The sequence below is a fragment of the Streptomyces sp. NPDC059456 genome (assembly GCF_042750055.1).
In the GTDB taxonomy this organism is placed as follows: domain Bacteria; phylum Actinomycetota; class Actinomycetes; order Streptomycetales; family Streptomycetaceae; genus Streptomyces.
Genome location: NZ_JBHYVA010000526.1, coordinates 1 through 6,100, shown reverse-complemented (window position 1 = coordinate 6,100; position 6,100 = coordinate 1). Strand labels below are relative to the sequence as shown.

At 73.1% G+C, this 6,100-nt stretch carries 7 protein-coding genes; 3 read left to right on the top strand and 4 right to left on the bottom strand.

Translation table 11 applies throughout. The features are described from left to right. The first annotated feature begins 352 nt into the window (after positions 1-352). Together ACFXA3_RS32390 and ACFXA3_RS32385 are read left to right on the top strand one after the other, a co-directional pair. Positions 353-994, top strand: a complete 642-nt coding sequence (locus tag ACFXA3_RS32390; RefSeq protein WP_054222485.1) for an IclR family transcriptional regulator — start codon at positions 353-355, stop codon at positions 992-994. Positions 995-1,060: 66 nt separating this feature from the next. Beyond that, complete coding sequence (locus ACFXA3_RS32385; RefSeq protein WP_385192654.1) at positions 1,061-1,858, top strand: PDZ domain-containing protein; 798 nt, start codon at positions 1,061-1,063, stop codon at positions 1,856-1,858. Here the strand turns inward: ACFXA3_RS32385 and ACFXA3_RS32380 are convergent. The 4 genes from ACFXA3_RS32380 to ACFXA3_RS32365 all read right to left on the bottom strand — a co-directional run bounded on the left by ACFXA3_RS32380 (position 1,788) and on the right by ACFXA3_RS32365 (position 4,725). Continuing rightward, positions 1,788-3,152: an MFS transporter gene (locus ACFXA3_RS32380; protein ID WP_385192652.1), complete on the bottom strand. Its 1,365-nt coding sequence runs from the start codon at positions 3,150-3,152 to the stop codon at positions 1,788-1,790. The genes ACFXA3_RS32385 and ACFXA3_RS32380 overlap by 71 nt on opposite strands. Continuing rightward, positions 3,149-3,373, bottom strand: coding sequence for a hypothetical protein (locus ACFXA3_RS32375; protein WP_385192649.1), 225 nt, complete (start codon positions 3,371-3,373; stop codon positions 3,149-3,151). The genes ACFXA3_RS32380 and ACFXA3_RS32375 overlap by 4 nt, the downstream gene beginning before the upstream one ends. A gap of 125 nt (positions 3,374-3,498) precedes the next feature. Continuing rightward, positions 3,499-4,044 carry an ArsR/SmtB family transcription factor gene (locus ACFXA3_RS32370; RefSeq protein WP_385192656.1) on the bottom strand — a complete coding sequence of 182 codons (546 nt, stop codon included), beginning with the start codon at positions 4,042-4,044 and terminating at the stop codon, positions 3,499-3,501. A 210-nt stretch (positions 4,045-4,254) separates the two neighbouring features. Beyond that, a complete protein-coding gene (locus ACFXA3_RS32365) occupies positions 4,255-4,725 on the bottom strand; it encodes an Lrp/AsnC family transcriptional regulator (protein WP_385192647.1) in 471 nt (156 codons plus the stop codon). A gap of 129 nt (positions 4,726-4,854) precedes the next feature. Here ACFXA3_RS32365 and hppD point away from each other — a divergent pair, with 129 nt between their 5' ends. Then, positions 4,855-6,009 (top strand): 4-hydroxyphenylpyruvate dioxygenase, encoded by a 1,155-nt coding sequence (gene hppD, locus ACFXA3_RS32360; RefSeq protein ID WP_385192645.1) that lies wholly within the window; start codon positions 4,855-4,857, stop codon positions 6,007-6,009. Positions 6,010-6,100 lie beyond the last annotated feature (91 nt).

Below are 6,100 nucleotides of genomic sequence, written 5' to 3'. Positions count from 1 at the left end.
TGCCGTGTGGGGGGCCCCCCGGGCGGGCGCGCCCCCCGCGGGGGGCGCGCCCCACCGCCCGCGGCGTCGGCAGATCCCACAGCCCCATCGGGCCCGCCGAGGTCACGAATTGAACCTGCAGGCGATCGTGAACCGACACAAAGGGGTAGTTGGCGCCCGGATTCTGGACGAGGCCTTCCGCTGAGCGGACCCGCTCGCTAATGTCCCCGCATCGAACGCCCCGTGGCAGCGCCGCCGCGGGAGCGCAGCCGGTGCCATGGCCGCTACCGGCGGCCTCTCGTGCGTCGCCGTGGGACCGGCGTCGCATCCACCCAGAGAGTCACCGCCGCTCACCGAGAGAGGGAGAGGCGTCGTGACCGCGGAAACCTCCCAGACTCTGGACCGAGGACTCAGAGTCCTCAAACTGCTTGCCGACACTGACCACGGTCTGACCGTCACCGAGCTCTCCAACCGCCTCGGTGTGAACCGCACCGTGGTCTACCGCCTGCTGGCCACCCTCGAACAGCACGCCCTGGTCCGCCGTGACCTCGGCGGCCGGGCCCGCGTCGGGCTCGGGGTGCTGCGGCTCGGGCGGCAGGTGCACCCGCTCGTGCGCGAGGCGGCCCTGCCCGCGCTGCGGTCCCTCGCCGAGGACATAGGCGCCACCGCGCACCTGACGCTCGTCGACGGCACCGAGGCACTCGCCGTGGCCGTCGTGGAGCCGACCTGGACCGACTACCACGTGGCCTACCGGCCCGGCTTCCGCCACCCGCTGGACCGGGGCGCGGCCGGGCGGGCCATTCTGGCCGCCCGTCAGGGCACGCTCATCGAGCCCGGCTACACGCTGACCCACGGGGAGCTCGAAGCGGGCGCCAGCGGCGCGGCCGCGCCCCTCGTGGGCATCACGGGGCTGGAGGGAAGCGTGGGCGTCGTGATGCTGGCCGACGCCGTGCCGGAGCGGGTCGGCCCGCGCGTCGTGGACGCGGCCCGGGAGGTCGCCGACGCGCTGCGCTGACGCCGGAGCGGGCGCGTGCCGCCCGGCGGGGGAGGGCCCGGCGGGCGCGCCCGATAGATTGACCGGGTGCTCTCTCGCCTCACACGTCTGCCGCGTCCCGCCGCCCTGGCCGTCTGCGCCGTGCCCGTGCTCGGGCTGTTCGCCGTCGCGGCCCTCGCGCCGCTGCCGTTCGTGATCGCCCAGCCGGGGCTCACGGCCGACGTGCTCGGCGCCCGCGACGGCAAGCCCGTCATCTCCGTGACGGGCGCCCCGAGCCGGCAGACCACCGGCCAGCTCCGGATGACCACCATCCAGGCCACCGGTCCCTCCACCACCGTGAAGCTGCCCGAGCTGCTCGACGACTGGTTCGACACCAGCCGGGCGGTCATGCCCAGGGAGGCGGTCTACCCCTCGGGCGGAAGCGACAAGGAGATCGAGGCGCACAACCTGGAGCAAATGACCACTTCGCAGTCGATGGCCACCCAGGCCGCCCTCGGCTTCCTCCACAAGGACCCGAAGGACGTGAAGGTCGACCTCAACCTGGCCGACGTCGGAGGCCCGAGCGCCGGCCTGCTCTTCTCCCTCGGCATCGTCGACAAGCTCGACGGCGACGGCAGCGGCGGCGACCTCACCGGCGGTCACACCATCGCCGGTACGGGAACCATCGCCGCGGACGGCAAGGTCGGCGCCGTCGGCGGCGTGGCCCTGAAGACCCAGGCCGCGCGGCGCGACGGGGCGAGCGTGTTCCTCGTACCGGAGGCGGAGTGCTCCGACGCCCGGTCCGAACTCCCCGAGGGGCTGCGGCTGATCCCCGTCACGACGCTGACGGACGCGGTGCAGTCGCTGCGCGCGCTGACCCGGGGGGAGCAGGTTCCGTCCTGCTGACGTCCACGGAGTCGGCGGAGTCGGCGGAGCCGAACGAGCGGGCGGGTTCCGGAGCGGGTTCCGGCGCGGGTTCCGGTGCGCGCTCCATCGTGCGCCAGGCCGGGAAGACCAGCGGTGCGAGCGTGGCCAGCAGGTACGTGCCGCCGAACAGCAGCAGCGCCCCCGTCACGCCGATCCCGTCGGCCAGCAGGCCCGCGGCGAGTCCGCCCAGCGGCATGGTCAGCTCGCAGCCCGCCGTGGTCACGCCGGCGACGCGGCTGCGCAGCTCGTCCGGGACCCGCTCGTAGATCACGGAGCTCAGGATCGGGTTGAGCACGCCCGCGCCGAGCCCGGACAGGGCCATCGTCACCGCGAGCGGCAGCGGGGTGTCGGTGAAGGCGGCCACCACGTACCGCGGCGCACCGCACAGCACGAAGGCCGCCGTGTAGACGGTCCTGCGGGAGAACCGCTCGCCCCACGCCCCGTAGAGCAGGGCGCCCAGCAGCGCGAAGCCGCCGAAGAGGGAGACGAGCAGGCCGACCGCGGTGGCGCCGCCGAGGGCCTCGCGGCCGTGCACGGGCAGCAGGACGGCGGACCAGCCCTGGTCCAGGCCGTTGGTCATCATCACCATCAGGGTGATGCCGGCCAGCAGCCGGGTGCGGGTCAGGAAGGTCCAGCCCTCGGCCAGTTCGGCCCGGTAGCCGGCGAACGACATCTTCCCGGCGGCCGGCTGCGGTTCGGCGGCCGGCACCCCGCGCAGGAACGCGGTGACCAGCAGTGCGGAGACCGCGAAGGTGGCCGAGTCCACCAGCAGGGCCGACTCGGCGCCGAAGGCCGCGATCAGGACGCCGGCCAGCGCGGCCCCGATCATCCGGGCCCCGCGGGAGACGGCGTCGTACAGGCTCGCCGCCCGGCCCACGGTGGTGCCGGCGTGCTCGGCGAGGCTCGGCAGCAGGACGCCGCGGGCGGTCAGGCCGGGCGTGTGGACGAGCCCGCCGACGGCCATCAGCGCACACAGCATCCAGAACTCCAGCACGCCCGCGTGCTGGAGCAGCGGGATCGAGCCGACCGACAGGGCGCAGATCAGGTCGGAGGCAGCCGAGACCCGGCGGCGCCCGATCCGGTCGATGACGGGGCCGCCGACCAGGGCGGCCACGATGACGGGCAGGGTGGCGCAGAAGGCGACGACACCCGCCCGGCCGGCGCTGCCCGTGGTCTGGAGCACGAACCACGGGACGCCGATCAGGGTGAGGGAACTGCCCGCTATGGAAACGGTGTTGGCGGCCAGGACGGCCGCGAAGGGCCGCCGGCTCATGCGGCGGCGTGCGGGGCGCGGGCGATCCGGGCGTGAACGTGCGCGGGCTGCATCAGCCGGATCCCGGCGCTGACGAGGGCCTCGCCGATCCGGTTGCGCAGGGCGGGCGAGGCCGGGGCGCCCTCGCGGGCGAGGTGCCAGGCGGCGGCCTCGGCGGCGAGCGCGGCGGTACGGGCGGCGTGCGTCTCGGCGTGTATCTCGGCGGGCGTGAAGGCGTGCACGGCAGGACTCCTTCTGCGGAATGCGAGCGGGTACGAGGGACGGGCGGGGCAGGGCAGGGCAGGGCCGGGCAGCCGGGCCCGGCAGGGCAGGGCCTGGACAGCCGGGCAGGGGCAGCCGGGCCGGGCTACTCGGCGGCGCGCGGGAACGCGTGCGTGTGGAAGCGGACCGTCTCGGTGCCCTCCGCGGGCGGAAGGTCGCGGTAGCTGTTGATCAGGTCGTGGATCTTGCGGTTCAGTTCGACCGCCTGGCCGGGGGTCAGGCGCAGTGTGAAGTCGCTGAGGTCCGAGGCGCGCCGCCACTCCCGGGGCCAGCCGTGGGCCGTGCCGAGCCAGGTGCTCATCTCCTGCGTGTGGGTCGTCGCGATCTCGTGCAGGAACAGGTCCGCCGCGCCGCGCGTGGCCGGGTCCTCGGCGAACACCAGCTCCTCGTCGAACCCGGTCCCGTCGTGGACGGCCCGCCACCAGCGCTCGCGGCCCTTGCCGTGCCCCGGTGCGTCCTCGACGAACCCGTGCGCGGCGAGCTGGCGCAGGTGGTAGCTGGTGGCGCCGCTGGACTCCCCGAGCCGGTCCGCCAGCTGCGACGCGGTGGCCGGACCGTCGTGGCGCAGGGTGGCCAGGATGCGCATGCGCAGGGGGTGGGCGAGGCCGCGCAGGGAGCGGGCGTCGAGCATGCGGACCTGGGGTTCCGGCGGGAGCGGCGGCTCCGGCGGAAGCGGGGGCAATGGCGGCTCGGGCGGCAGTGGCGGCTCGGGCGGCAGTGGTGGTTCCTGGGCTTCCGGCTCTTCGGGCATGGCTCAACCGTAGAGTTGCAAAGACTCCTATGCAAGGGTTTCTTTGCAACGTCTTCTTTGGAACCACGCGGACGGCCGCGGCCGGACGGCTCAGTCCTCGTACGCCGCCTGCTCCACCAGCGGGATCACCCGCAGCGGCACCGGGTTCTCCATGACGATCGCCGTCGAGGCCCGCACGATCCCCTCGAAGCCGACGACCCGGTCGATCACCCGCTGCAGATCGGCGTTGGACCGGGCGACGAGCCGGCACAGCATGTCCCCGTGCCCGGTGGTCGTGTGCAGCTCCAGCACCTCCGGCACGCCGTCCAGGTGCGCCCGTACGTCGGCCCCTTGCCCCTGCTTGATCTCGAGCGTCGCGAACGCGGTCACCGGGTACCCGAGGGCCGCCGGGTCCACCTGGGGGCCGAAGCCGCGGATGACCCCGTTCGCCTGGAGCCGGTCGAGGCGGGCCTGCACGGTCCCGCGGGCCACGCCGAGCCGGCGGGAGGCCTCCAGGACCCCGATCCGGGGCTCGCGGGCGAGCAGGACGATGAGCCGGCCGTCGAGTGCGTCGATACCCATGGAAACCTTCCCTCGATCCGCTGGTCATACTGCACAGATCTCTCCCTCATCCTCCGGCCTGGCTGGTCATCCTGTACAGCAGAAATCGAAACTATTGCGCAGCTTGTGGATCGGCGGGACTCTGCGCTCATGACTGAGTCTTTGGTGAACCTGGAAACCACCCCCCACACCGCGCGTGAGGCAGACCCCTTCCCGGTGAAGGGCATGGACGCGGTCGTCTTCGCCGTGGGCAACGCCAAGCAGGCCGCGCACTACTACTCGACCGCCTTCGGCATGAAGCTCGTCGCCTACTCCGGACCGGAGAACGGCGTCCGCGAGACGGCCAGCTACGTCCTCACCAACGGTGCCGCGCGCTTCGTGCTGACCTCGGTCATCAAGGCGGCGACGGACCACGGCCGCTTCCTCGCCGAGCACGTCGCCGAGCACGGCGACGGCGTCGTCGACCTCGCGATCGAGGTCCCGGACGCGCGGGCCGCGTACGCGTACGCCGTCGAGCACGGCGCGCGCGGCCTGGACGAGCCGTACGAGGTGAAGGACGAGCACGGCACGGTCGTCCTCGCCGCCATCGCCACCTACGGCCAGACCCGCCACACGCTGGTCGAGCGCAAGGACTACACCGGCCCCTACCTGCCGGGCTACGTCGCCGTCGACCCGCTGGTCGAGGCCCCGGCCAAGCGGACCTTCCAGGCCATCGACCACTGCGTGGGCAACGTCGAGCTCGGCCGGATGAACGAGTGGGTCGCGTTCTACAACAAGGTCATGGGCTTCACGAACATGAAGGAGTTCGTGGGCGACGACATCGCGACCGAGTACTCGGCGCTGATGTCGAAGGTCGTCGCGGACGGCACCCTCAAGGTCAAGTTCCCGATCAACGAGCCGGCGATCGCGAAGAAGAAGTCGCAGATCGACGAGTACCTGGAGTTCTACGGCGGCGCCGGCGTCCAGCACATCGCGCTCGCCTCGAACGACATCGTCGCGACCGTGCGGTCGATGCGGGCGGCGGGCGTGGCCTTCCTGGACACCCCCGACTCCTACTACGACACCCTCGGCGAGTGGGCCGGCGAGACCCGCGTGCCGGTGGAGACCCTGCGCGAGCTGAAGATCCTCGTCGACCGCGACGAGGACGGCTACCTGCTGCAGATCTTCACCAAGCCGGTGCAGGACCGGCCGACGGTGTTCTTCGAGATCATCGAGCGGCACGGGTCGATGGGCTTCGGCAAGGGCAACTTCAAGGCCCTCTTCGAGGCGATCGAGCGCGAGCAGGCCAAGCGGGGCAACCTGTAGGTCGCGGCTTACGGGGCCCCGGGGGCGGCGCCCCCGCGGGGGGGCGGGCGGCGGCCCGCCCCCCCGGGCGGCGGGCGCGGCCGAGAGGCGC

Bases quoted from the DNA above. Each gene is read 5' to 3' on its own strand.
- ACFXA3_RS32365 (WP_385192647.1), bottom strand. From the start codon at position 4,725: ATGGGTATCGACGCACTCGACGGCCGGCTCATCGTCCTGCTCGCCCGC.
- hppD (WP_385192645.1), top strand. From the start codon at position 4,855: ATGACTGAGTCTTTGGTGAACCTGGAAACCACCCCCCACACCGCGCGT.
- ACFXA3_RS32370 (WP_385192656.1), bottom strand. From the start codon at position 4,044: ATGCTCGACGCCCGCTCCCTGCGCGGCCTCGCCCACCCCCTGCGCATG.
- ACFXA3_RS32380 (WP_385192652.1), bottom strand. From the start codon at position 3,152: ATGAGCCGGCGGCCCTTCGCGGCCGTCCTGGCCGCCAACACCGTTTCC.